The following is a 25062-nucleotide window of genomic DNA, read 5'->3' as shown; positions in this document are numbered from 1 at the left end:
CCATGTTAGCGCTTGTCTTTTTAGTCTACACCCTTGTGGAATGGTTTATCGTCAAACGTAAGACACCGCGCGAGAAGTGGACGGTGCTCACGCTGATTATCGTGGTTAGCGTATGGAATATATGTGCAATGTACGGTCAGAATTGGCCCACGCCCAATCAAGTCATCCTGCTTCTGCTCGGCTGGCTGAATTAGAATACGAGGAAAGGACGGGACACATCCATTATGACTAGAACCCCGGGGCAACTGTTTCGTCTGGGATTTGTATATCTTAACGCCATACCGACCGGCTTTCTGATCAGTCCTTTGCTGTGGGGATCAGCTTATCTGGGATGGGCTGCGATCATGGGCGGATATGCATTAAGCCTGATCTTACTGTGGTTCACGGTCAAGGTGGGGATGTGGGATCCACATCGGCCATGGATCGATTTCGGCAGCAAGCTGGTCGGCCCCTGGATTCATATTCCAGTCGTGGTCCTAGTCTTGTTCTGGGCGATCAATTATCTCGGCATGGATATTGAAGGATTTGCCTTGTTCTTCGATACCAACTACATGCGTGAGACGCCGCAATGGTTCGTCATTCTCATCGTTGGCCTTGTCATAACCATTACCGCACGCTGGGGTCTGGAAACGATGATATACATATCCGATGGTTTGTTCATCATCATTGTGCTATCCATCATCTTCATGAATATGTTCTTCTTCAAGGAAGCTAATTTTGATATGGTCATCGCCATGACAAGGCATCATAATTACGGTTCTGTGGTCAAGGATGCTATATTCTGCCTATCTTTTTTTGCGGAGTGGCTCGTATTTCTGTTCGTTGCGCCCTATATCCAGTTAGATCGCAAATCGTTTCGCAGTCTGGCTGCTGCCGGATTACTAGTAACGATCGCCGTATTACTGCAATGGGCATCGGCACTGCTGAACTTCGGTATTTACTTCGGACGTGAACTTCAATACCCCCTGGTAGAGCTCATGCGCGCAGCCAGCGGGTTCCTCGGCAATTCAGACCCGCTGATGATCGGCTTATGGAGCAGCTCCATGTTCTTGCACAGCGCCTTTCTGGTCCATATCAGCGTACGATGCCTGGCCAAGCTGCTGCGCCTGAAGCAGATGGATGCTCCGCTAATCGCTCTGATCGGCGGTATCGGCGTTGTGTTAGCTTACCAATACTCGCGAAATCCTGTCTTGTTCATGAAAGAATACAACTCGTTCTCCATCGCCGTGTTCTTTATTCTGATTGAGTGCATACCGATTCTGTACTGGGTAGCTACGCTCTTTCGCCGCAAAAGGAAGAAGAAACAGAAGCATGCGTGACCATAACACCCGGGCACAACGACGACCACATATGCTTGCCCGAAATCGATTCCTATCCCGCAGCGATCAATCAAGAGCCAAAAAAAATGGCCGTGCAGGACAACCTGAGCACCGCCATTTTTTTATTTCACAATGTTTCCTTATGGATTAAGCCGCTCCAAATAAGAGTTATCGACATACTCTTTATACTCGATCGGCTTTTTCAGAAACCCGCTGGTCTGCAAGATTTCTGCGGACGCCTGCTGTGTTGCGATCACATCTTCTGTAATGGGCGTCAACTCTGCGTTCTGATTGCTCAGGACTTGCTTCAGAATCTCGACCGGAATTTTCTTATCAGCAGCAAACAATTGGGCAACTTCGTCCAGATGAGTGTTCTGCCATTGAATCGCTTCCTTGTAAACCTTGAGGAATTCCGTTACAAGTTCGGGGTGCTCTTTGGCAAAATCCGTACGGGCGATTAAGGCGACAGGTGCCAGAATCGTCTCATCTTTCCCAGCGACGATCCTTGCTTTACTCTCCTGTGTCAATTGGGTTGTAAAGGGGTCAATACTGACCCATGCATCTACTGACCCCGTGGAAAAAGCGGGTAGTGCATCGCTAAATTGCAAATTAACAATTTCCACGTCCTGCTCAGTTAATCCGTGATTCGCCAGTTTTTTTAACAGGTACACGTGCGAAGTGGTCCCCTTCGCCAGTGCAATTTTCTTCCCGCGAAGTTCCTCTACCTGCTGGATAGCAGAATCCGCTGGCACCAGGATAGAGTTCAGATTGGAACCACTGCTGATCAACCCAACATTGACAAAAGGAAGGCCCGCCGACTGTCCCTGTAACGCAGCCCCATCACCCAGAAGCGATAGATCTACCCGCTTGGCGGCAAGGGACTCTAATAATGGGGGACCGCTCTGGAATTCGCTCCATTCCACTATCGCGTGATGTTCCTTGAAACGTTCTGTCAGCCACCCCTTCTCTCGGATAATCGTAAACAGGTTCGTGCCTCCATTAATCGCGAGCCTGACCACTACCGGCTCTGTTCCCTCGTTACCGCTACTCGCAGAGGACGTATCGCTGCTGCATGCGGCAAGCAGGCATGCTGCTGAAACCAGGAGCGCAGCCATGAGCGGGACATGTTTCTTCTTCGATTGGGACATATGCGGCTCCTCTCCTTGAGCTTGCTATATGTTAAACTACTAAAATGATTTATCTACTCAAACATTCACGTTCGGGGTTTTCAGATAGGTCGTGCTTTGTCGTCCATCCACACTGACTGGAACTTCACCTGCCAGCGTGACTCTTCGCACGATCCGGTGCTGATCGCCGTAATCATTGACGGCAATATGTTGAGTGGAGCGATTATCCCAGATGGCTACATCTCCGGCTGCCCAATGCCAGCGGACCGTGTTCTCAAGGCTGGTCACATGCTGCTGGAACAGTTCATACAGCCGTGCCGACTCGGCTGCAGAGACGCCGAGCAGCCGTTTGACAAAGCTCCCTAACAACAGTGATTTCTCGCCGGTCTCCGGATGAACACGGACAAGCGGGTGCTCCGTCTCATACACCGTCGATGCAAATGTACGCTGATACTCTTTGACTCGCTCTTCGCTTGCCTCCGGTCGTCTGGCCGCATAATCGTATAAATTGGTGTGTACAGCCCACAGCTTCTCCGCAAGGTCCTTTAATTCTTGTGGCAGACTGTCATATGCCGCTGCCGTGTTAGACCAGACCGTGTCCCCGCCTGAAGCAGGCACAACGACCGAACGCAGCACGGAAATACTCGGGTAGGCATCGATGAACGTAATATCGGTATGCCAGGCATTGGCTCGACCGCCTTGATGGGAATCCAGCTCCAGAATATAGCGGCTGCCTTCTCTGATCTTAACCGTAGGGTGAGCAAAAGGTTCACCAAGCAAATCTGCGAAGTCTTCTTGCTTGGCATCATCCAGATGCTGTTGATCGCGAAAGAACAACACTTTGTGTTTCAGCAACGCTTCCCGAATAGACTGAATGACCTCTGCATCCAATTCACCGCCCAACTTGACCCCTTGCACCGTAGCTCCTACACGTCCTCCGATCGGCAATACCTCGATGATTCCTGTACCTTGCGTAACTTTTGTACTCACTAGACATCACTCCTTCTCATCGTTTGAGTTAATTATACTTATGCGAATAGTTGGTATTAGATCAACAAAAAAGATTCAGTGGGCTTAGCTACTGCTAAGTCCACTGAATCTCCGGTGACCCAGTCGATTCCTTCAACCAACTATTCGTTACCACGCTGCCGTCATGTTGTCTTGTTTATCGATGATAAGGGCGGAACCAATAAATGTCAACCATTATTTCCATATTAAGAACAACTTGTTATTTCAATGAAATAACCCATGATTATGAATATTTTGTGAAAGCGCTTCCTCTAAAAGGTTCTTTTATTGTAAGCAATTGGCATATTATATAGTACAGCAGACCAGTCCTCCAGGTATGCGGAGGTGATAAGCATGGGTGTGAATGAAGCATTGGCATTGATGATTTCGTTCGCTACGCTGGTCGTTTCAATCCTTGCTTTCCATAATAAGAAATAGACCCCTCTCCGAAGATGAATCTATTTCTTACGTTTGGTTGGAGCAAGCCATTAATCGCCTGTTGGCGATCTGCTGTGCACAGGGGCCGGCGGCAACCGGCTCCTAATTGATACACAGGAATATCCTATTCGATCAGCCTTCGAATTATGACTACTTAATCTAAGTCTTCAACAGCGCAGCGATATCCGTTATTACTTGATCCAGTTGCTGCGAGGTCGACTCATACATCTTCTTGGCTTTCTTGCTCTTCGTGCTCAGACTGAACAATTCCAGGTCCGCCTGACATTTCTTCAGGTTCGCGTACAGCAGCTTGCGTTCCTCGTTCTGCGGTACCTGAATCTGGTCATCTAACAGGTCGACGGTGAGCTCTCCGTATGTATCCACCTGAGCAAAATACACGTCTTCTACCTTCGCTCCCAATTTATCAAGCTCGGCGTAGAGCCAGTTCTGCGTAAAGCCCATGGTCCGTAACGGTTCGTCCAAAATATCGCCGTCCATGATCACCACCTGAGGAACTTTCTCAGGTGCAACTTGTATGCCAAGGTCCTTTGGGGTTAAGGGAAGATTCTCCCGTGACTGCAAGACATTGATCTCCCCGCTGGATTCCATAATAGCAAACTCGACATCCGCCAGTTTGAATACGTCTTTCATACGAAGCTGCTGCATCAACTCATCGGTCGAGAGTCGTTCTTTTTTCATATTATCTTCTAGTATCTTTCCGTCTTTGATGAGGACTGTCGCTTTGAAATCAATGAAATCTCGCGCCTTCTTACTTTTCAGTTGCAGAAATTCGATGATTAAGGAACAGATCACCCATACGGAGAGCGCGATGAGACCCAGGAACCAAGTCGCATCCAAATCGAGCGAAATGTAAGCAGCCAAGTTACCGATACTAATCCCCGTTAAGTATTCAAAGAAAGATAGCTGAGTGAGCTGACGCTTACCCAAAATTTTGGTCATAAGAAACAACACGACAACAGCGCATAGCGTTCTGAACACGATCTCCAGCCATTGCGGCACTAGAAAACCCCCTTATGTCTCACTAAATCTCACTCTATAAATTATGGTCAAAAACCTGGTTTGAAATTACACCATTATTTTCCTGATGATACAGAGCATGATCTCCTGTGAAATGCGTACATTAATTACGCGAAAGGAGTGATATAACCAATGACCGTAGCTTCTGATGTCAAAACCTGTCTCTCGTCATTAAAAAGCGCGCAGGCCAGCCTCGAGCAATTCGCTCTCTCCACGGAGAACCAGCAAGCCAAGGATATGTTCACATCTGCTGCACAACAAACCCAGCAGGTCGTCGACCAAGTTGCACAGAGAGTGCAGCAATTAGAGCAGGAAGAACCGCAGTATAAAGGGTTCTGATATAGCTTGTCCCTTTAGTCGGTTATTAATAGCACGAAATAAAGATAGCTTCTGGGTGATTAAATTGCCCAAAGGCTATCTTATTTCGTTATTGAGTTATACTCCCCGGCAAGGTAAAGTGTTAAATAACAGATTAAGAGGGGGCAGCTGCAATGAACAAACATGCTTTACCAATCGATGTCATTACATTCGGTGAATCGATGGGATTACTCTACCCTGAAGGGACAAAAGGCATCGGCCAGGGCGGAAGCATGGCACAATCTTTCGGCGGTGCAGAGAGCAATCTGGCCATCGGACTGGCACGGCTTGGCTGTAAGTCCGGATGGTTTGGCCGTCTCGGCAATGATCCGCTGGGAACCGGTATATTAAAAACTCTTCGCGGCGAAGGGGTCGATGTAAGTCACGCTGCTCAGACGGACGAGGCGCCCACCGGACTTATGCTTCGGCAGAACGTGCGCGGGCAATCCTCCGTTTATTATTACCGTAAAGGCTCTGCTGCAAGCCTGATGACGCCGGATCACCTCGATCCTGAGTACATTGCGAGCGCTCGCATTCTTCATTTCACAGGCATTACGGCTGCTCTGGGCAGCAACTGTCTGGAGACAATTCGCCGCGCCATATCACTGTGCAAGGAACACGGAGTCCTGATCAGCTTCGATCCGAATCTAAGACTTAAATTGTGGACAATCGAAGAAGCTCGCCCTGTCTTGCTTGAGCTAGCCGCAGCCAGCGATTATTTCCTTCCTGGATATGACGAGTGCAAACTGCTGTTCCAGACTGAAGATGAACAAGTTATTATGGATCAGTTGCGTCAGCTGCCTGGGATCAGTATTGTCAAAAGCATGGGCGAGAGCAACGTCATTGTCCAACAGGATAAGACCTACTCCCTGCCTTTTGAACGTGTAAATCACGTCGTGGATACGGTAGGGGCTGGAGATGGCTTTTGTGCAGGTTTCCTGGCCGGTATCGCAAAGGGCTGGTCGGTAGAAGATGCACTATCCCTTGGCGGGCTAACCGGGTCGATGGTGATTCAAGCTCTCGGTGATTGGGAAGCGCTTCCTACCTGGGATGAAGTGCAGCAGCACCGCGGGATTACCCAACATGTCGAACGTTAACATGGCGTAAATTAAATTAGCGATCTCATTTATTCTCATATTTTCATTTTAACCATGACAAGGAGTGTACATAGATATGAACAAACTCAAATTGATCGAACAGATCCATCAAGCAGGTGTAGTCGCCGTTCTGCGCGGAGATTCTCCCGAGGAGGTCGTTGAGATTGCGAAGCGTGCCATTGCAGGCGGAATTAAGGTCATCGAGATTACGATGACGGTGCCATTTGCGACGGAAGCGATGACGGCCCTGTCCAAAATGTACTCTTCCAAGGACCCGGCGGCAGATAATTATGCCATCATCGGTGCCGGTACCGTGCTTGATCCCGAGACAGCCCGAATTACGATTCTGGCTGGAGCTGAATTCGTGGTCTCTCCTGGATTCGACAAGGATACGATTATGTTGTGCAATCGCTATCGTGTACCGATTATGCCAGGTGCCGTAACCGTCCATGATATTGTGGCGTCCCTTGAACTCGGAGTCGATGTTGTCAAGCTGTTCCCGGGGAACCTGTACTCCCCTTCCGTCATTCCATCGCTGAAAGGTCCCCTGCCGCAAGCCAACATTATGCCAACAGGCGGCGTGAATCTGGACAACCTTCACGAATGGATCAAGGCTGGCGCCTTTGCGGTCGGGATCGGCTCCGACCTAACCAAGGAAGCACTGAAGACCGGAAATTTCGATCTAATCAGCGAGAAAGCCGCTGCTTATATTGAGGCGTACCAGCAGGCGAAGGTTTAAGAATTACCGCTGCACACTAAGGCTGTCACCCGACATTCGGGTGACAGCCTTTTTACAGTTTGATTATTATGTTTTGACAGATCGAGATCGATGCTTCATCGTACACAGCCCCGTAGTGACGCCGCCTGAGAGAATCGTGAATATGGAATGGACAAACGTATTGCCTGACAAAATGGCGCTGCCGATTCCGATAATGACCGCATCCATCAGCAGGATGATTACTCCTACATTAAGAGGGATATAACGGGTAATAAAATGCGCCAATAGATCCGTCCCCCCCGTGCTGGCATCATTTCGCAGCATCAGACCAAGTCCTGTCCCAATCAAAGCGCCGCCCATGATCGCGCTCGGGATCGGTTCCGGTGCATAGATGTGCAGAAATGCTGCTTGATAGGGAGACAATAGATCGATCGCAAAGGAAGAGATGATCATACCCGACAAGCTGTTATAGAATATTTCACGGTTCAGAATCCAAGCTGCGATGAACATCGGAATACTGCACAGAATGATGACAAACCCGATATGTAGGTCCAATACGTAATTGGCAATAAGCGCTATGCCGATAACACCGCCGTCCAGCACTTTCTGCGGGACAAGAAAAAAATTGGTCCCCATCGCAATCAGGAAACTGCCGATCACGATAATGACATGTTTTCGAAATGACAGCATGTACGACATCTCCATTTATAAAGGCATGTCTAATTCATATGCTTGTCATACCGAAAAATTGCGGTCTCTCTACCATTAATTTCAAAAAAATTCCACTCACCAACAATATGATGAGAAACGGTTAATCTTTCACGTAAATCAGCCGCTCCGTTCGGGCCATGACCTTGGTTCTCATGTACGGATAGTTCTCATAACAATAATCAATAAAATACCCCGGCTTCTCCCCGTTCCATGGGAAAATGTCATAGTGCATCGGGATCGTCAAATCGAAGCCAGCTGCCGCGGCAAGCTCGGCCGCCTCGCGAAATCCCATGTTACCAACGATGCCGTCCTTGCGGCGGAATGCATCTCCTCCATTGATCGGAACCATGCCAATATCAATGGCATAAGCCTGCAAACGCTCAACCAGTCCTGGGTACACTACCGTGTCCCCCGCATGATAGAGCAGGACGCCTTCAATTTCGATCAGATATCCAACATATCGATGTCCAAGCTCCTCATGCTCGTCCAGCACCTCATGCGCAGCTGGAATAGCCATCACCTTAACCCCGTCTAAATCCTGCCACTGATCGCATGATGCGGCTCTCAGTCGCTGAGCGGACACACCAGCCCCCAACATTGCCTCATGACAATGGGCCGGTGCGATAAACAGCGTCTGCGGATTCAGCTTGGCAATCGCGAGATCGTTCCGAGATCCATATGATCATCATGCTCATGTGTGATCAGTACGATGTCGGCATTATCGATATGCTCGGGATGAAGCGGTGCCGGAAATGCACGTTGAAAGCCGGCTTTGCGCTCCAATTCTCCTGACATGTAAGGATCAACGTAGAGCACGTGCTCCCCGCCTTTTATGACAACGCTCTCTTGTCCAAGAAACCAGACCGCACTCATCCCGTACGTTGTAGACGTTTTGTTGATCTCCTCCAGCAATCTTCGAGACTCTGATTCGGTGTCTCTACTCATTCCTACGGATTGATTCATCCCTTACCCTCTCCTTTATATTTAAGTTTGCTGCCCATAATATACTTACGAAACAAACGGCCCTACTCATACTTTACCCAATGTAGTCTATAATTTCAGCCCTTTCCAACATAACCCGGCATAAAGGTTTGTAACCAAGCACCTGTTCACTATATACTGGTAACTAGGAAACTCTCACAGTATAGAAGAGGTGACATGAATGGACCAAATGAAAGAAGCCTATGAGCGATTAGGATTGCCGGAAGATGCAACAAGAACGCAATTGGATGACCGGTACACCTTGCTCATGCGCCAGCACCGTTCCCATCAGAGACGGGAACCGGATCGAACGGAAGAACTTGAATTACAATTTAGCGAAATCACGCGAGCCTACAAATTCATTCTCGAAGAAGAAACCCGTCAATCCCTCGAAGAAATGAATCAGAAGCGTTATGGCAAGTACAAGAGATTTGCTGGCACAGCGGAGAAAACCGATCATTTCTTCCGTTATTATAAATTTCATGTACTGGGCGGAATCGCACTCATTGGCCTACTCATCTATATCGGCATCAGCATCGTGAACAACCAAGCGGAGAAGGAACGTCTGGCGAATCTGCCACCCGTTGATTTGGAGGTCATGTTCCTCGGAACTTATATGAATCAGGACAACGATCCTGACCTTACGCCCATAGAAGATGCCATCCTGGCGCAATTTCCGGAGTGGAATCGTGTAACCGTTAGCATTAACTATGTACCGCCACTGGATTCGAACAATCCACAGGACGCGGCCATGCTGCAAAAAGCCATGCTTGTCCTAGCCACGGAACGGCCGGACCTCTATATCATGGATCAGACCGCGTATGACTGGATAGGCAATCAAGGAATGGTGCGTTGCTGGATGCGGAGATAGAAGGTGAGTTCAAGGACCTCCTGACGCAAGACAAACTCATCAAGGGCATGACCGAGGAAGGTGCGGAGCATGTGTATGCCGTTGACATTATGGACAGCACGCTCAGCGAGGATATCACGTTGTATAAGAGGGAGATGTTCGCCGGGATACGCGAAGGCACCGAGCGCGATGACAAGGCGCTTCATTTCATTCGGCAGTACCTTCAGGCAGCGCAGTAATTAGAGATCCGAATCGATCATAAACCGCCCCTCATGGTAAATGGAGATGTAGTCTCATCCATTCCCGCAAGGGGCGGTTTATTGTCTTCATGATTATTTATTAACAATCGAGTTCAGGGAAGCATTCGTATGCGGTACAAACCCTTCTGTTGGCTCTCCCTGCGGGATGTTGATATGGAACACGTAGCCCTGGCCGTCAACCTCGTTCACGATGTACTTCTTCGTCAGGCCGTCACCTTGAGCCACCATGAAAAGTTCTGCACCTTCAAAGTCTTTCCGCTCATTCTCATCAGCCTCGCGGGCGTTTCCGGCTTCAGCAAGCTCCTGTTCTGCTTCCGTCTTCAAGTCCTCGAGATTATAATCTGATGGTAATTTCGTAATCTCAGCGTAGTAATCGCTATCTACATCCATCGTCAGCCTATTGTTCTCAGCATCAAAGGAATAGATATCGAACATGTAGAAGGCATAACCCTCTGCCTCAACAAGTTCCGCTGTCTTTGTCTCCGTCATGCCTTCCAGTTCCAGCTCAATCTCCTTGGTAGGAGGCAAATTTCCGGTCTCACCCGACCCACTGTTGCCGTCTTCCACCTTCAGATCAGTCAAGATCAGATGTACCAGGCCATCGGTACCTTCCAGCGGCTCTTCTGTGTAAGTAAACGTTACCGATTCATTGCCTTGCAGCTCCGCAACCACGGCGTCCATCCCTTCACCCAAACGGAATGCGGTTGGACCTTCTTCGGTTTCTATTTCTATCGAATTATTATCAATCTGACCCACATAGGTTCCTGTTCCTTGCATTGATTCATCACCGGGCTCTTCCACCGGATCAGTCGGTTCTGTAACCGGATCCTCTATCGGATTCGGATCGGTCGGGGGCGGAGACGTTTGTCCTTCGTCTCCACATGCTGTGATTGCCATCAGCAACGCTGCTGTGGCTGTAATGGCGATCAGTTTGTTCATCTGCTTACGCTTTGCCATAAAACCACCTCCATATCGTAATAAACGAGACTAACGCAATAAAGGTTGCAAATTTCCATAAATCCCAAGGCATGGGTTTCCATTCGCTTACACCCCCATAAGAGCATTCCCTTTTAGCATCAAACAGGTTATCCTAGTAGTACAGACTCAAATAGTTGATAAAGGGAGATGTTCATGGCTGGAAAAGTAAAAATATTTGCTGATAGCACTTGCGACCTACCATCATCATGGATTGAACAATACAACATCGGAATCATTCCGCTTTACGTCGTGTTCGGAGAGGAATCCCTTCGCGACGGCATAGATATTACGCCCGAGCAACTTTATGCTAAGGTGGATCAGATCGGCAGCCTGCCCAAAACAGCAGCGCCTTCTCCATCTGACTTCGTTGCCGCCTTTTCACCTTCTATAGAGCAAGGAGAGGACATCCTGTTCCTCAGCATATCCTCCGACTTGTCCTCCACCTATCAAAATGCACGTATCGCCGCCGATGAGCTGCCCGAAGGCCGAGTTACCGTATTTGACTCCCGCAACCTCTCCAGCGGCATCGGCTTGCTGGTGATGAAAGCTGTTCATGCCGCAGAAGAAGGTGCCTCGATACCACAAATCGTAGATTTGTTAAGCCGTACCGTAAACGAAGTAGAGTGCGAATTTGTGATTGATACGCTCGAATATCTACACAAAGGCGGTCGCTGCTCCGGCATGCAGAACATTATCGGCAGTCTGCTCAAGATTCGTCCGGTCATCAAAGTCGTTGACGGTGGCATGACCCCTGCTTATAAAGTGCGCGGGAAGAAAGAGAAAGCGCTTGACCAGATGGTTCAGAACGCAATCGCCCAGGTGGATAACATGGATAACGATCTGATCATCGTTGTACATACCATGGCTGAAGATGAAGCTCGCTATCTCCAGAAGGAATTGCAGGAGAAGACGAATGCACGGCAAGTCAGCATCTCAACTGCTGGCTGTGTCATTTGCAGTCATTGTGGCCCGCATACGGTCGGCCTGATGTACACCAAGACACCGTCAATCTAATCCTGCAGCAAATGAAAAGACAGTTCTGCTATTCGTTCTTCCTGCAGGACTGTCTTTTGTTGTCATGGCCTTGTTGTGACAGTATTAAACCGGATTCTCTCCTTTCAAACACGTCACTCACTCATCCTAGACTAAAGTCCAGGTTGCAACTTCCCCAGCGGACCGAGGACATCCTGATCCAGTACATGGTATTCTTGGATTAATCATTTTAAAATAGGAAGGAACGAGTATCGAATGACAAAGCGCGCTATTCTTGCACCGCTGCTTATACTACTCGGTGTATATCTTTTGTTGAATCAGGGAGGATCGGTCGGAGCAGGCTCTATCTTTGCCACGTTTTGGCCAACTATGTTCGTTATCCCTCTAGGGCTATTTTTCCACTGGATGTATTTCTCCCTCGTTGGAAGGAAGGGGATCGGCCTGCTGATTCCGGGCGGCATCCTTTTCGTTGCCGGTGTTGTCAGCCAAATCGCAACCTTATTCGATTCCTGGGATAAAATGTGGCCGGGCTTCATTCTTGCCGTTGCTGCAGGATTGTTCGAATTCTATTGGTTCGGTTCACGTAACAAGTGGTTGCTCATCCCGATTAACATTCTTACGGTATTGTCATTGCTCTTCTTCGTTGTTTTCTCGATCGGTCCTGTGCTCAATCATCTTTCCGTAGTCCAGCCTGTGATTGCGGTGCTGCTCGTCCTCGGAGGGGCATGGCTGATCCTTGGGCAGAAGAAACAATCCTAATACGGCGTGTTCACAACAAATGGCCCCTACAAGGTTGGTTGAACCTTGTAGGGGCCATTATCGTCTGATGAACGAACATTTATGAAGATGCCGCTGCCGCTAATGAATTGTTGCTATTTAAGATATGATGAACGCTGCGAATATACCGCACCGTCCTAGTACCTGAATACATCATGACCGAGTGTGTCTCCGCTCGCTGTCCCGGCATGTATTTAACGCCGCGGAGGAAATCGCCTGCGGTGACACCGGTAGCAACGAATAATACGCCTTCCTGGCCGACCATATCGTCCATAGTCAGCAGCTGCTCAGGATGCTGAAGTCCCATCCCCTGGCAGCGGGTGTAGTCTTCAGGTGTCTCGGGTATGAGACGGCCTTGAATCTCGCCTCCGAGACATTTCAGCGCCGCTGCAGCCAGTACGCCTTCCGGAGCACCACCGGAGCCGACATACAAATCCACTTCGCTATCGGTGCAGGTCTCGATCGCACCCATGACATCCCCGTGGCTCAAGAGCTTGATTCGCACGCCGGAGTCACGCAAGGCTCTGATCATCTCGCGGTGCCGCTCGCGATCCAGAATCGACACCGTCATATCTGACAATGGCTTTGCCAGTATAATCGAAGCCTTCTCCAGCGTGACTTCGATCGAATCATCCAGACTCAGACGCCCGGCAAGCTCGGGTCCAACCGCAAGCTTATGCATATAAATATCCGGGGCGTGCAGAAGGCTTCCATGGGGAGCCGCCGCGATCACGGACAATGCGTTGTTCAGCCCGTTGGCTACCGTCTCCGTCCCTTCCAACGGATCAACGGCCACATCCATCTTCGGTCCGCGGCGATTTCCTACACGTTCTCCGATGTAGAGCATCGGTGCTTCGTCCATCTCGCCTTCCCCGATGACAACGACCCCGTCCATCGCAGCAGAGTCAAAACTTTTGCGCATCGCTACCGTAGCGGCTTCATCAGCACTGTTCTTGTCTCCTCTTCCTGTCCACCGGGCGGATTGCAATGCCGCTTCCTCTGTTACTCTTACAAGCTCCAATGCTAATGAGCTCTCCATAACGACAACCTCCTTCTTCTTGCGCTAGTGTTTATTTAAGAAAATTCATGATCAATCCAGCGGATTCCTCAATTGCCTTATCCGTAACGTCAATGACCGGACAGCCCAATTCTTCATACAGGGACATGGCATGGTCAAGTTCTTCTCGAATTCGTTCAAGTGCCGCATATTGAACCTGATTGGGCAGTCCCATGACCTTCAGCCGTTCACTCCGGATCTTCAGTAAATGTTCCGGCTCGATCGTCAGGCCGATAATGGTTCCGTTCTTCGCATCCCGTAGCTGCGACGGCGGTGACAGCTCAGGAACGATCGGATAATTGACCGTTTTATAACCTTTATGGGCGAGAAACATCGAGAGGGGTGTCTTCGATATTCGGGATACGCCAAGCAGAATGATATCGGCCTTCATAATGGCGCTCACATCCTTGCCATCATCGTACTGCACCGCGAATTCCATCGCTTCCACACGGCGGAAATAGCTGTCATCCAGTCGATGCAGCAGGCCGGGCAGCCGTTTGGGGAAGTCGTTAAAAGTATCCGCGAATGCTTGCATCATCGGGCCCATGATATCTACGGCCCTGATGTTGAGGCGAACCGCTTCTTCCCGCATCACCTCTCTCAATTCCGGCTGTACCAGGGTATAAGCAACAAATCCCCCCCGCGCCGCAACCTCTTCCATCAATTCTGTCAATTCGTCTTCATCACGTACATTCATATACCGTTTAACCTCCGTGTTCGGTAAATCGAATTGACGTAATGTAGCTTGCACAACTGCTTCTGCTGTTTCCCCTATGGAGTCCGAACAGATCGCTATAAAATGAGTCGATGCCTGATTCATCCGATTCCTCCCATTATTCCTCGGCTACCATGTCAAGCAGCATTTTGATGATATTTGTCTTCGTGATACGTCCTACCACTTTCCAGTGCTCTCCGGGCGTGCCGGTGGTTGACGGAACAACAACCGGCAGGCTGTCGATTTGATACGTAATAATCTTGCGAGCGGCCTCAAGCACCGTATCTTCGGGCTGTATAATCGTCACATTGGCACGCCGTGTCATAATTAGACTCACGGGCATCGAAGAAGCCGAAGGATTTCCGAGCGTAACCTTCAATAAATCCTTGCGAGATACAATGCCAGCCAGATGTCCGTCAGCATCCGTCACGATCAGATTCCCGACATTCTCCAGGAACAAGGATACCACCGCTTCCTGAATCGTCGTCGTTTCTCTGATGATAACCGGAGCTCCATGCAGGTCACCCACCTTCATCTTGAGTAAGCGAAATTTCTCATCATGATGGGCCGTCCCCCGCTTGCCGAGGAAATACCCGACCTTCGGCTTAGCATCAATATAATCAAGCACGACCAGCTTGGATAGATCTGTGCGGAGTGTCGCTCTGCTGACATTCAACATTTCAGCGATCTGATCCCCTGTAATCGGGGCGTGCTTCTTCACGATATCGACGATCTCCTGTTGCCTTGTCGTCAGTTCGATAATGATCCCTCCTGCAACCAATTACTCTTCATGACGATATAATACGTCATATATAATATATATGCAACATATTATCGCCTAATCAGCATGAAATTAGGTATCAATAATTTCTTAAAGACCTATTAAGATTACTTATACAGACATCTAAGCACACAAAAAAGGACGTCCCACAAGATCTGTGATCTTACAAGACAGCCCTTTGCTTCATGCTTTGTGCGATTATTAGAGGCCGCCTATCGTGTATGAATCGTTCCTTTGTTCGTGGTGGCTGCCTGGTCGATCATCAGCGAAAGAAATTCCTGCAAATATGCAGGAATTAGTGGATCTAAGATGCGATATTTAGCAAAAACCTGCAAATGTGCAGGCTTTTAGCTCAAATTAGGGCTTAGTCGGACGAATGGTGATGAGAACCTGCATATTTGCATCTTTTTCTATTGAAGAGAGGAATTTCGACGAAAATACCTGCACAATTGCATCTTTTTACGTAACACGGACCGATGCAGCGTTGATATCGGACTACATGTGGGGGCACAGCAACACTTTCGGAGCGAGCTTTCCCTTGAAAAAGGATAGCCGAGTCGCTCACGCTCTCACCAAAGCCATTGTCCATACCTACTCACACTTGAAAAGCAGTCTCTTTGTATTTACAAATATAATCATCGCGAACATACCTTGAGCTATATCTGCATTTCTTGAGACTGCGTTTGCTCGCATTTACCGTTACCGCAATAACCGTGAATAATTTTCACACCGTTCGTCGGAATCGTATCCACGATGTGTTCACATTCGGAGCATATAATGAGCCCCATTTCCTGACTTGCTGCATGCTTTCCCGCCTCTGGACTTGTTAACGCTTTCATAACACTTCCTCCTTCTGCTCATTTCATGTGCTACAAGGCAGAGTGCGCAATGGCTCCAATGGGTAGCTTCATCATGTTCTTTTGTTTTGCCGCTATACTTCTAATGTATGGGCACGTAATCAAGTTATGAGTCATTCCTGCGATTGTCATGCAAATGATAAGTTTCATTCCTTCCATGTAAAAAACATACAATAATTCTCCGAGAATTTGGCATGATATGTTAATATATAGTTCAATTTTAATGAATATGAGACGAGTAGACGGAGGGTTCGGATTGAAGAACACATGGCAGCTTATCAAAAAAGGCAACACCTCATCCGCCATAGCGGCGCTGGGGAATACCGGTTTAGCAATCATTAAGGCGTTCGCAGCGTCCATCAGCGGCAGCGGCACCATGTTTGCCTCCGCCATGCATTCCGTGGCTGATGCTGTAAACCAAGGTTTTGTCTTTATCGGCAGCGTGCTTGCCGAACGAAAGCCGACCAGGAAATTCCCGACCGGCTTCGGCAGGGTCATCAATCTGGTCTGTATGGTTGCCGTTATCGTTGTCACCATCATGGCATACGAAACGATACTCAAAGGATTCAAGCTGCTGAAGCATCCGGAAGAATCCACCAATTTCTGGCTTAATTTTATCGTTCTCATGATTGCGGTCATCATTGATGGGTCTATTCTCATCAAAGCGATGAAAGAGATTATGAAAGAGACGCAATCGACAGCCAAAGGGCTGGGGCTCTTTCCTGCAGCATTCAAGAATGCAGGACGGGCAGCACCTCCTACTCGCCTTGTATTCTATGAGGACATCGTGGCTACGCTCGGCGCCCTTTTCGCTCTGATCGCGATTATTGTGGCCAACTTCTTCGGCTTCCTGGTGCTCGATGGAATCGCCACGATCCTGATCGGATGTCTGATGGTATTCGTAGCCTTCAAAGTTGGCTATGACAACATGGTTGGTTTGATTGGGGTCGCTGCACCGAAGGATGTCGAGGACAAGATTTCCGAGATGATCCTTCGTGATCCGGACGTACGTGATATCAATCGCCTTCGAATACTACAGGAAGGTCGCAACTATCATGTAGAAGCATACATCGAGCTCAAGAAAGGAATGTCCCTGGCCGATGCCGGCAGCACCAAACTGCGGATCAATACGCTGCTGCTTAACGATCCGAACATTTCCGATGTTACCTTGGGCATTCTGGAAGATGACGGCGTGAAGATCTGGAAGCCAACGGAAGAATTGATGAAATAAACGGAAGAGGCAGCCCCGGGTAAACGACCCGATCGGCTGCCTCTTTAGATATATACATTAATGATTGCGCTCAAGGAATTGAATCATGTGGGCATAGGCGATTTTTTCATTGGCCTTCTTCGTAATGCCATGTCCTTCATCATCGAACACCAAGTATTCCACGTCGCGCCCCCGCTCTCGCAATGCCTCGACGATCTGATCCGACTCCTCCTTTACGACACGTGGATCGTTAGCCCCTTGAATGATGAGCATCGGATTGACCATGTGATCCAGATACGTAATCGGTGAATCCTTGATGAATCTCTCCTTATCCCGCTCAGGATCACCAAGCCAACGCTCCATGATCGGCTTCCAGTGATCTGGCACAGAATGATAGAACGTGAAGAGATTGCTGACCCCGACAATATCAATTGCGGCCTTGAAATATTCCGGGTTGCGACCTGCCAGCAGGAGTGTCATATAACCGCCATAACTGCCTCCCATGACAAAGAGCTTCTTCGGACTCGATAGACCTTGTTCGAACAACCAGTCCATGCCTGCAAGACAATCCTTGCGCGGACCCTCGCCCCAATCCTGCTCCACCATTTTCAAGAACGCGCTTCCATACCCCGCGCTGCCGCGGAAATTCGGACAGAAGATATGATATCCCTTGGATAGAGCGTACTGGAACATCGAGCGGAACTGCTTGCGTTCAGCAGCTTGGGGACCGCCATGCGGCCAGAATATAGTATATCCGTTGGCAACATCCTCCTTCGCTCGATATAACAGCGATTCGATCTCCATCCCATCAAAGGAGGTATAAGTAATGGTTTCAGGATATACCAGATCCTCTTCGCTCAGGCCGGTCAACACATTCTTGGTCAGCGCGTTCCACGTTCCACTCGCATATCGATAAATGTTGAGTGGTTTGACGGCCCCGCGCCCTAGCAGATAGATATTACCGGACTTCGTCACATGAATCTGCTCGACAACATCGGTCGGCAAGGGAATGCGCACTAACTCGCCACGATCCAGTGAATAAGCATACAGCTGTTCTTCTACGCCTTTTTCCGTGACGATATAGAGCGTCCGCGAGTCCTTATGATATCGGAGATATTGCACACTCTCCCCCTCGATTTGACATAACGGCTCAAACTTGCGCGTGGGGATATCATAGCTGGCCACATACGTATAATCGGATTCATAATCGGTTGCAAACAGAACACGGTCGTTGTCCACGAACACCACTTCATCAGAGACATGGACCTTCTCTGGCGCTGGAGTCAAACAAATCGGCTCTTCGCCGATACGCATGACGTAGCTGACATAGTACGTATTCGCGTACATCTTGGTGAAGGCAATGGTCTGCTCATCCGGACTGACGGCCCCCATCTGGGTCGAGGTAACCGTACCTTCAAGAAGCAGTTTGTCTTCCTGCGTCTCCAGATTGTAAACCCTGGAATTCTGGAAAGACGGGTTATCCTTGGATGTCACATAATACAGACGCTGACCATCCTCGGACAAATGGACGAAATAGTGCTTATCCTCCGGATCCGACCCTTCGAATAGCGGTAATGGATCACCGCCATGCCATGGCAGTGCATGCAACTGATAGTTCTCGTTGCCATCACGATCAAATGCGGTTAGGATGTGGCGCCCTTCCGGATCCATTTTGACGAAGCTGCCGAATTGATCATTATATGTAAGCGGATAAGGATAAGACGTTTCTCCTTCCAACTCCATCGCCCACAAGTTGAATTTTCCGTTCATGGTGCTGCTGAAGATGAGCCTGGACTCATCTGCGTTTACCCCAAATGAACGAATGTAGTACGTTTGAAAGAATCGTTCCACATCGGGTTTAGGAAATTCAATCATATTTTCCCCTCCTAGATCTAGTGTTATCATCTTTTTCCATTATAAAAGATCATGCCTCCAAGAGCATCCTTTTACAGAAGGATTACATTCTCCTTCCAGGGACCGATGACATCCGGTTCATCCCGTTACATTCCTTGCCCAAAGCCCGCATATCTGCAGTAATATCCCATATAAATGATAAGAACCATTTCTTTTCTATTTGACGAAGGAGGGATCCTCGTGCACCAAGACGAGATCGCAGAACTGGAACGTTCCATTGCGGAAATTACTGAGATTGCTACCGGATTTGGCCTCGATTTTTACCCGATGCGATATGAAATCTGTCCGGCGGATATTATATACACCTTCGGTGCTTACGGTATGCCTACCCGCTTCAGTCATTGGAGCTTTGGCAAAACCTTCAACAAAATGAAGATGCAATACGATTTTGGACTCAGCAAAATATACGAGCTCGTCATCAACTCGAATCCTTGTTATGCCTTCCTCCTGGACGGGAACTCTTTGATCCAGAACAAACTTATCGTCGCCCACGTGCTCGCACACTGCGATTTCTTCAAGAATAACGCCAGGTTCTCCGTATCCAACCGGAATATGGTCGAGAGCATGTCCGCCACAGCCGAGCGGATATCACGCTATGAGATCGAGCATGGCACGGAAGCCGTTGAGCAGTTCATTGATGCTGTCCTGGCTATTCAAGAGCACGTCGATCCGCAAATCGTCAGACCGGATAAACTCGATAAACAGCGTTACAACGCGCGCCGGGTACTCGAACGTAAGGAGGAAGCGAAGAAGCAGAAGTTCGTCGGCAGATATGACGACTTATGGGATATGGATAAAGTGCCAGACGAATCGGAAGACCAAGCTGCAGCACTTCCTAAGCGATTCCCGCCCGAACCGGAAAAAGATATCATGTGGTTCATCCAGGAGCACTCCGATATACTGGAGGATTGGCAGCGGGATATTATGAGCATGCTGCGCGAGGAGATGCTGTACTTCTGGCCGCAGATGGAGACGAAGATCATGAACGAGGGCTGGGCTTCGTATTGGCATCAACGCATCTTACGGGAGATGGACCTGACGAGCGAGGAAACAGTCGAATTCGCGAAGCTCAATGCCTCGGTTGTCCAACCGTCACGGCATAGCCTCAATCCGTATTACCTCGGTCTCAAAATCTTTGAAGATATTGAGCGGCGCTGGGATCGAGAGAGAATGTTTGATGTGCGTGAATACGACTCCGATATTTCCTTCCTGCGCAATTATTTGACCAAGGAATTAGTGGAGGACCTGGACTTATACGTGTTTGAGAAGAAGGGACCGGAGTGGAAGATCACCGATAAGGCCTGGGAGAACATAAGAGATCAACTCGTCCTCACCCGTGTGAACGGCGGCTCGCCGTTTCTCGTAATAACGGATGGTGACCATCTGCGTTCAGGTGAATTGATGATCAAACATCTGTATGAAGGGGTAGAACTTGATCTTAAATATATGGAACGTACGATTCCATACGTCTACAGACTATGGGGCAAACCCGTGCATTTGCACAGCATGATTGAAGGCAAGCCGATCCTGTTCTCTTATGATGGTAAGAAGCTGCACCGGCGATTTATGTAGCGTCATCATATATAAAAAACAGCACCTGCAGGAATCTCTCCTGATTGCAGGTGCTGTTTGGCATTAGGACTAATACAGACCTAGACGGTCACCTTCTCCGATTTATCGCTGGTACATTGTGCTGACTCTGCTGCTGTATATCGTAATCATGCTGCAAGGATTCCAGGTCGTCGGCCAGCTTCTCCATCATCTTCACGAAGGCTGCCAACTCCTGCGAGCTAGCTGCCTGGTTGCGAGCGTTGATCGAGGTTTGCTCCGACTCCTGTTCAACGAGCCCAAGCTTGCGCGTAATGCCACTCACCTTGTCCTGAATTTCGTCCATTGCTTTCTTGGAATTGGTTGCGAGCTTCCGAACTTCGCCGGCCACCACCTCAAAGCCTCTTCCAAGTTCACCTGCATGCGCTGCTTCAATAGCGGCATTCAGGCCAAGTAGATGACTCTGATCCGAGATCTCCCTAATCAAGCTGCCCATCTGCTCGATATGCAGAATCTCCTCGCCGAGCTCACCCGTTAACGTATGAGCTTTCTCCTGTGCTTCTGCAGTCTTCATCGCATTGTCCGCCATGAGAGCCGCGCTTTGATCCAGTTCAACGATCATGGCCGTCAGTTCCTGTACAGCCGATGTAATGGCCTCGAGCATTCTTTGCTGGTCGGCAACGAGGTTATTGATCTTCTCTTTCTCCTTCATCTCATATGCCTCAAGCACAAGCTGCGAATCCAGGTTAAACATCTTGCTGAGAACATGCACGACCTGAGTCCACCGATCCGGCACGATTTGCTGCAGGAGGTCTGCTGCAATATCAAGATAAATCATATAACTACCGAGATAATAATCCGTTGTCAGTCCGATACGGGAATGAACTTGTCCAATCTTAATGCGATTCGCAATGTAGAGTTCATCCACTGTTCCATCCGCAAGGGACATCCAGTACACTCTTTGTGTTTCTTTCAAACGCTCCATGTTGGATACACGTCCAATAATCTGCATAAGATGTGGCTGCTCTCCAATGCGGGCATAAAAACGATCAACGACTTCATCCACCACTTTAGCAAACACATCACGATGACTGGCCAGCAGTGACAGCTCACTCTCATCGAGTCCGATATACTCCAATTGTCTTAGTCTTTCCGGGGAAACTTCGATCATTTTCGCCAATTTCACTCCTATCACGAGCACCTGCTCATACAGGCTCAAGTTCTTAGGGTCCATTATAGCCTATATTTACCACACCGGCATAATTCGAAAGTCCTAAATCGACAAGAGACTTCCCGACGAGTCCTTGAACAGACCGTGGCAGGAAGCCCCTTCTCATACAAAACATAACGCGTTTATCTGACCATATCTCGCCTTTCTTACCGGTTAAGCAAGCTCCCTACATATCGGAGTAATTCATTCGCGCATACCGGGCAATAGCCGTGCTCCTCGATCAAGCGGGAGCTAACCTCATTAATCCGTTTCAACTGCACCGCATCTGGTGTCTTTGTCGAGGTTGTGATTTTTACGATATCCTTCAGATCGGCGAACAGCTTCTTCTCAATCGCTTCGCGAAGACGCTCATGGTTATGGTACTCGAACTTCTTCCCTTTACGGGAATAAGCCGAAATACGAATCATAATCTCTTCTCGGAATGCCTTCTTGGCGTTCTCGGACACACCAATCTGTTCCTCGATCGAACGCATTAATCTCTCATCCGGATCCATCTCTTCGTCTGTTAACGGATCACGAATCTTGATCCAATTGCAGAACGCCTCGATATTGTCCAAGTAGTTCTCGAACAACGTCTTAGCTGACTCCTCGAAAGAATACACGAACGCTTTCTGCACTTCTTTCTTCGCCAGATCGTCATACTCCTTGCGAGCAGCGGCAATGAAGTTCAGGTAACGCTCTCGCTCTTCTTTGGTAATGGATGCGTGTTGATCCAGTCCATCCTTAATCGCCCGCAGCATATCCAGCGCGTTAATGCACTGCAGATCCTGCTTAATCAAAGCACTGGATATGCGGTTGATCACGTACCGTGGATCAACGCCGGACATCCCTTCTTCCAAATATTCGCTTTGCATCTCCTTCAGATCGGCTTCCTTGTATCCTTCGACTTCCTCGCCATCGTACATCCGCATCTTCTTGATCAGGTCCATGCCCTGCTTCTTCGTTTCTTTCAAACGGGTTAACACGGAGAAGATCGCCGCCGACTTCAGGGCATGCGGAGCTACGTGTATATGCTTCATATCGCTCTGGCCAATGAGTTTGGAGTAGATCTTCTCCTCATCCGTAACGCGCAGATTGTATGGGATTGGCATCACAATCATCCGAGATTGCAGTGCTTCATTCTTCTTATTGGCGATAAAGGCTTTGTACTCCGATTCATTGGTATGAGCAACGATCAATTCGTCCGCGCTGATCAGGCAAACCGTCCAGCCTTAAAATTCCCTTCTTGCGTCAGCGAGAGCAAGTTCCACAAAAATTTCTCATCGCATTTCAACATCTCCTGAAACTCCATCAAGCCGCGGTTGGCTTTGTTCAATTCACCGTCAAAGCGGTAGGCACGCGGGTCGGATTCCGATCCGTATTCCGTAATGGTCGAGAAATCGATGCTGCCGGTCAAATCAGCTATATCCTGTGATTTCGGATCCGAGGGACTGAACGTACCGATCCCTACCCGGCTATCCTCCGATATGAGTACGCGTTCTACTTCCATACGCTCAATATCGCCGTCATACTCGCTCTTTAATCTCTGCTGGCATGCAGGGCATAGGTTCCCCTCAATTCGTACGCCGAGCTCCCTCTCCACTTCAGGACGAAGCTCCAGCGGAATCAGATGCAAGGGCTCCTCTTGCATCGGGCAGCCAGCGATGGCATAGATGGCTCCGCGATCCGTCCGGGAGTGCTTCTCAAGACCTCGCTTTAACAGCGTCACGAGCGTCGATTTCCCTCCGCTGACCGGCCCCATGAGCAGCAAAATCCGCTTACGCACATCCAGCCGGCGGGCAGCCGAATGGAAATACTCCTCCACCAATTTTTCAACGGCCCGATCGAGCCCGAAAATCTCCTGTTCGAAAAATTTATATTTCTTCCGACCCCCGCTTTCTTCAACACCATAGGATTCAATCATGTCATAGACACGGGCGTGGGCTGTCATCGCTGGGTGGGTCCTTCTTCAACAATTCTATATAATCCCTGAATGTGCCGTTCCACGCCAAACCGTCATTCTCTGCCCTATACGATGCTATGCGTTCGAAAATATCCATACCGCGCTACCTCCTCTGAGTCTGTTTATGGGGATTGGCTTCCATTCCACAGCGTCATTAGAAACATTCCATTTTCGAAAAAGTGTATTACATACCTATGCGGCTTACTTGGAATAGTTGACCTTATTTTCGAAGTCAATGCCTTGCTTTTTTGTCTTGCTCGCCTCGCACCCAACAGCGGGATACGCCACAATTGCGATCCCCATGCTATACTGAAATTACATTAACTTAACATAACGCACGTTTTTCAATAAAGGAGAGTTACCATGGCGATTAAACATGAAGCCGAGCTGTACGCTCCGTTAAAAGCTTTTTTTGAAATCAATGGTTATGAGGTCAAGGGAGAGGTGCGTCATTGCGATCTGGTTGGACTGAAAGCTGGAGAGGATGAGCCCCTTATCGTAGAGATGAAGAAAACCTTCAATTTGGCGCTTCTGCTGCAAGGTATAGAGAGGTTGAAGCTGACTCCTTATGTCTACCTCGCGGTGGAGAAGAGCCGGGCGAAGAAAGGGGCCGTCAATCAGCGCTGGGGCGAATTGAGCGGTTTATGCAAACAACTCGGTCTGGGACTCATGACCGTGACCTTCTATAAGACCAAAGCACCCTTTGTCGAGGTGCTTTGTGAACCGGAGCAAGCCGTACAGCGTGGTCGTACCGCGGTTCGGCGCAAGGAACGGCTGCTCTATGAGTTTCGGGAACGCAGCGGTGACTACAACACCGGCGGGGTAACTCGGGCCAAGCTGGTTACGGCCTACCGCGAAAAAGCGCTGAAGGTGGCCGCTGTAATGAACGCAGCGGAGCTTGCTTATCAGGCGGCGCAAGTCCAGGCTGATCCGCCGGAGGGAATTGAACCCGGCCTCGTTCCGTGGGCTGGCATATCACCGGCGAAGATCAAGGATCAGAGTGGCATCGGCAGCACTGCGGCCATTCTCCAGCATAACTATTATGGCTGGTTTCGACGTATCAGCCGCGGCCGTTACAGTCTGACACCTGCCGGGGTCCAGGCTCTTACCGACTATGCTTCGGTGTTGACGTAACCTCTTACCAACACCCAAACA

Annotated in this window: 26 protein-coding genes and 1 pseudogene; 13 read left to right on the top strand and 14 right to left on the bottom strand. The window is 49.1% G+C overall.

Annotated features, from left to right (window positions below; genetic code table 11):
* Positions 1-2 precede the first annotated feature (2 nt).
* Together JCM10914_RS08025 and JCM10914_RS08020 are read left to right on the top strand one after the other, a co-directional pair.
* On the top strand, positions 3-194 hold the full coding sequence (locus tag JCM10914_RS08025) for a hypothetical protein (RefSeq protein ID WP_023959398.1): 192 nt from the start codon (positions 3-5) through the stop codon (positions 192-194).
* A gap of 30 nt (positions 195-224) precedes the next feature.
* Positions 225-1319, top strand: a complete 1095-nt coding sequence (locus tag JCM10914_RS08020; RefSeq protein ID WP_023959396.1) for a GerAB/ArcD/ProY family transporter — start codon at positions 225-227, stop codon at positions 1317-1319.
* 140 nt (positions 1320-1459) lie between these two features.
* Here the strand turns inward: JCM10914_RS08020 and JCM10914_RS08015 are convergent, their stop codons facing one another.
* Positions 1460-2467 carry an aliphatic sulfonate ABC transporter substrate-binding protein gene (locus tag JCM10914_RS08015; protein WP_023959394.1) on the bottom strand — a complete coding sequence of 336 codons (1008 nt, stop codon included), beginning with the start codon at positions 2465-2467 and terminating at the stop codon, positions 1460-1462.
* Between the two features lie 57 nt (positions 2468-2524).
* Positions 2525-3436 carry a TauD/TfdA family dioxygenase gene (locus JCM10914_RS08010; RefSeq protein ID WP_023959393.1) on the bottom strand — a complete coding sequence of 304 codons (912 nt, stop codon included), beginning with the start codon at positions 3434-3436 and terminating at the stop codon, positions 2525-2527.
* A 372-nt stretch (positions 3437-3808) separates the two neighbouring features.
* Here JCM10914_RS08010 and JCM10914_RS31715 point away from each other — a divergent pair, with 372 nt between their 5' ends.
* Positions 3809-3892, top strand: a complete 84-nt coding sequence (locus tag JCM10914_RS31715) for a putative holin-like toxin (RefSeq protein WP_223260591.1) — start codon at positions 3809-3811, stop codon at positions 3890-3892.
* 159 nt (positions 3893-4051) lie between these two features.
* On the opposite strand, the gene JCM10914_RS08005 is transcribed toward JCM10914_RS31715, so the two are convergent.
* The gene (locus tag JCM10914_RS08005) at positions 4052-4912 is read right to left on the bottom strand and encodes a DUF421 domain-containing protein (protein ID WP_023959391.1); all 861 of its coding nucleotides are present in this window, start codon (positions 4910-4912) and stop codon (positions 4052-4054) included.
* Positions 4913-5062: 150 nt separating this feature from the next.
* Here JCM10914_RS08005 and JCM10914_RS08000 point away from each other — a divergent pair, with 150 nt between their 5' ends.
* The 3 genes from JCM10914_RS08000 to JCM10914_RS07990 all read left to right on the top strand — a co-directional run bounded on the left by JCM10914_RS08000 (position 5063) and on the right by JCM10914_RS07990 (position 7123).
* Positions 5063-5269 (top strand): DUF1657 domain-containing protein, encoded by a 207-nt coding sequence (locus tag JCM10914_RS08000; protein WP_023959389.1) that lies wholly within the window; start codon positions 5063-5065, stop codon positions 5267-5269.
* 152 nt (positions 5270-5421) lie between these two features.
* Positions 5422-6384 (top strand): sugar kinase, encoded by a 963-nt coding sequence (locus JCM10914_RS07995; protein WP_023959387.1) that lies wholly within the window; start codon positions 5422-5424, stop codon positions 6382-6384.
* 76 nt (positions 6385-6460) lie between these two features.
* The gene (locus JCM10914_RS07990; RefSeq protein ID WP_023959385.1) at positions 6461-7123 is read left to right on the top strand and encodes a bifunctional 2-keto-4-hydroxyglutarate aldolase/2-keto-3-deoxy-6-phosphogluconate aldolase; all 663 of its coding nucleotides are present in this window, start codon (positions 6461-6463) and stop codon (positions 7121-7123) included.
* 66 nt (positions 7124-7189) lie between these two features.
* Here JCM10914_RS07990 and JCM10914_RS07985 read toward each other — a convergent pair whose 3' ends face one another.
* The 3 genes from JCM10914_RS07985 to JCM10914_RS31285 all read right to left on the bottom strand — a co-directional run bounded on the left by JCM10914_RS07985 (position 7190) and on the right by JCM10914_RS31285 (position 8776).
* Positions 7190-7792: a YitT family protein gene (locus JCM10914_RS07985; RefSeq protein WP_023959383.1), complete on the bottom strand. Its 603-nt coding sequence runs from the start codon at positions 7790-7792 to the stop codon at positions 7190-7192.
* A 121-nt stretch (positions 7793-7913) separates the two neighbouring features.
* On the bottom strand, positions 7914-8396 hold the full coding sequence (locus tag JCM10914_RS31290) for an MBL fold metallo-hydrolase (protein ID WP_269433870.1): 483 nt from the start codon (positions 8394-8396) through the stop codon (positions 7914-7916).
* A 59-nt stretch (positions 8397-8455) separates the two neighbouring features.
* Positions 8456-8776 carry an MBL fold metallo-hydrolase gene (locus JCM10914_RS31285; RefSeq protein ID WP_023959379.1) on the bottom strand — a complete coding sequence of 107 codons (321 nt, stop codon included), beginning with the start codon at positions 8774-8776 and terminating at the stop codon, positions 8456-8458.
* A gap of 199 nt (positions 8777-8975) precedes the next feature.
* Between JCM10914_RS31285 and JCM10914_RS07975 the strand changes: the two genes are divergently transcribed.
* Positions 8976-9665, top strand: a complete 690-nt coding sequence (locus JCM10914_RS07975) for a J domain-containing protein (RefSeq protein ID WP_023959377.1) — start codon at positions 8976-8978, stop codon at positions 9663-9665.
* Positions 9647-9883, top strand: coding sequence for a hypothetical protein (locus tag JCM10914_RS29865; RefSeq protein ID WP_023959375.1), 237 nt, complete (start codon positions 9647-9649; stop codon positions 9881-9883). The genes JCM10914_RS07975 and JCM10914_RS29865 overlap by 19 nt, the downstream gene beginning before the upstream one ends.
* Before the next feature lie 93 nt (positions 9884-9976).
* Here the strand turns inward: JCM10914_RS29865 and JCM10914_RS07970 are convergent, their stop codons facing one another.
* The gene (locus JCM10914_RS07970; RefSeq protein WP_023959373.1) at positions 9977-10861 is read right to left on the bottom strand and encodes a hypothetical protein; all 885 of its coding nucleotides are present in this window, start codon (positions 10859-10861) and stop codon (positions 9977-9979) included.
* A gap of 174 nt (positions 10862-11035) precedes the next feature.
* Here JCM10914_RS07970 and JCM10914_RS07965 point away from each other — a divergent pair, with 174 nt between their 5' ends.
* Both JCM10914_RS07965 and JCM10914_RS07960 read left to right on the top strand, forming a co-directional pair.
* A complete protein-coding gene (locus JCM10914_RS07965; RefSeq protein WP_023959371.1) occupies positions 11036-11896 on the top strand; it encodes a DegV family protein in 861 nt (286 codons plus the stop codon).
* A gap of 234 nt (positions 11897-12130) precedes the next feature.
* Positions 12131-12634: a hypothetical protein gene (locus tag JCM10914_RS07960; RefSeq protein WP_036717361.1), complete on the top strand. Its 504-nt coding sequence runs from the start codon at positions 12131-12133 to the stop codon at positions 12632-12634.
* 79 nt (positions 12635-12713) lie between these two features.
* On the opposite strand, the gene glpX is transcribed toward JCM10914_RS07960, so the two are convergent.
* From glpX to JCM10914_RS07940, 4 genes are all read right to left on the bottom strand, one after another.
* A complete protein-coding gene (glpX, locus tag JCM10914_RS07955) occupies positions 12714-13691 on the bottom strand; it encodes a class II fructose-bisphosphatase (RefSeq protein WP_023959367.1) in 978 nt (325 codons plus the stop codon).
* A gap of 31 nt (positions 13692-13722) precedes the next feature.
* Positions 13723-14529, bottom strand: coding sequence for a pyruvate, water dikinase regulatory protein (locus tag JCM10914_RS07950; RefSeq protein WP_023959365.1), 807 nt, complete (start codon positions 14527-14529; stop codon positions 13723-13725).
* Between the two features lie 13 nt (positions 14530-14542).
* Positions 14543-15205: a CBS domain-containing protein gene (locus JCM10914_RS07945; RefSeq protein ID WP_023959363.1), complete on the bottom strand. Its 663-nt coding sequence runs from the start codon at positions 15203-15205 to the stop codon at positions 14543-14545.
* 656 nt (positions 15206-15861) lie between these two features.
* Positions 15862-16044 carry a GapA-binding peptide SR1P gene (locus JCM10914_RS07940; protein WP_023959362.1) on the bottom strand — a complete coding sequence of 61 codons (183 nt, stop codon included), beginning with the start codon at positions 16042-16044 and terminating at the stop codon, positions 15862-15864.
* Positions 16045-16318: 274 nt separating this feature from the next.
* On the opposite strand from JCM10914_RS07940, the gene JCM10914_RS07935 reads away from it, so the two are divergent.
* Positions 16319-17293 carry a cation diffusion facilitator family transporter gene (locus JCM10914_RS07935; RefSeq protein ID WP_023959358.1) on the top strand — a complete coding sequence of 325 codons (975 nt, stop codon included), beginning with the start codon at positions 16319-16321 and terminating at the stop codon, positions 17291-17293.
* A gap of 57 nt (positions 17294-17350) precedes the next feature.
* Here the strand turns inward: JCM10914_RS07935 and JCM10914_RS07930 are convergent, their stop codons facing one another.
* Positions 17351-19147, bottom strand: coding sequence for a S9 family peptidase (locus JCM10914_RS07930; RefSeq protein WP_023959356.1), 1797 nt, complete (start codon positions 19145-19147; stop codon positions 17351-17353).
* Positions 19148-19366: 219 nt separating this feature from the next.
* Here JCM10914_RS07930 and JCM10914_RS07925 point away from each other — a divergent pair, with 219 nt between their 5' ends.
* Positions 19367-20758 (top strand): SpoVR family protein, encoded by a 1392-nt coding sequence (locus JCM10914_RS07925; RefSeq protein WP_023959354.1) that lies wholly within the window; start codon positions 19367-19369, stop codon positions 20756-20758.
* Between the two features lie 88 nt (positions 20759-20846).
* Here the strand turns inward: JCM10914_RS07925 and JCM10914_RS07920 are convergent, their stop codons facing one another.
* Positions 20847-21905 carry a globin-coupled sensor protein gene (locus tag JCM10914_RS07920; protein ID WP_052019676.1) on the bottom strand — a complete coding sequence of 353 codons (1059 nt, stop codon included), beginning with the start codon at positions 21903-21905 and terminating at the stop codon, positions 20847-20849.
* Positions 21906-22111: 206 nt separating this feature from the next.
* Positions 22112-24004: pseudogene (locus JCM10914_RS07915) on the bottom strand (PrkA family serine protein kinase).
* A 266-nt stretch (positions 24005-24270) separates the two neighbouring features.
* On the opposite strand from JCM10914_RS07915, the gene JCM10914_RS07910 reads away from it, so the two are divergent.
* Entirely contained in the window at positions 24271-25041 is a 771-nt protein-coding gene (locus JCM10914_RS07910) for a DUF2161 family putative PD-(D/E)XK-type phosphodiesterase (protein WP_023959346.1), read from the top strand.
* Positions 25042-25062 lie beyond the last annotated feature (21 nt).

The sequence above is a fragment of the Paenibacillus sp. JCM 10914 genome, from assembly GCF_001315105.1.
Taxonomy (GTDB): Bacteria; Bacillota; Bacilli; order Paenibacillales; family Paenibacillaceae; genus Paenibacillus_AQ.
This window is presented reverse-complemented; position numbering and strand designations above follow the sequence as displayed.